A 401-nucleotide genomic window follows, 5' to 3' on the forward strand; every position below is an offset into this window, starting at 1 on the left:
TAGTCTTTAAAGGACTATGATAATTACTGTTTCTTTATGGAGAAGATATCGGATTTAATAAACTAATATATTGATATATTAATATTAATTCACCTTTCAGGAAGATGGCGGATTATTTTTTCGGTTGATGTGACGTCTCGTAATTCAATGCCTACACCGGTTATTTTCTGCTTTAAAAATTTTTCAATTAAACATTTTTCGTTTATCTTTATATGGAATTGAAAGGCTGTTTTTCGGTAACATGCAGACGGATTCTCACTCGTATTTCGGTCGGAAATACCGACGAAGCAAATACCTGTTATCTACCTGTTTGTTATTGTTTATTTTGTATTAGAAAACAGGCTTACTTTTCAAGGCATAGCTTAAAGGAGAAAGAAAATGACGTAGTCCTTTAAAGACTA

The sequence above is a fragment of the Parabacteroides sp. TM07-1AC genome, assembly GCF_003480915.1.
Lineage (GTDB): Bacteria > Bacteroidota > Bacteroidia > Bacteroidales > Tannerellaceae > Parabacteroides > Parabacteroides chongii.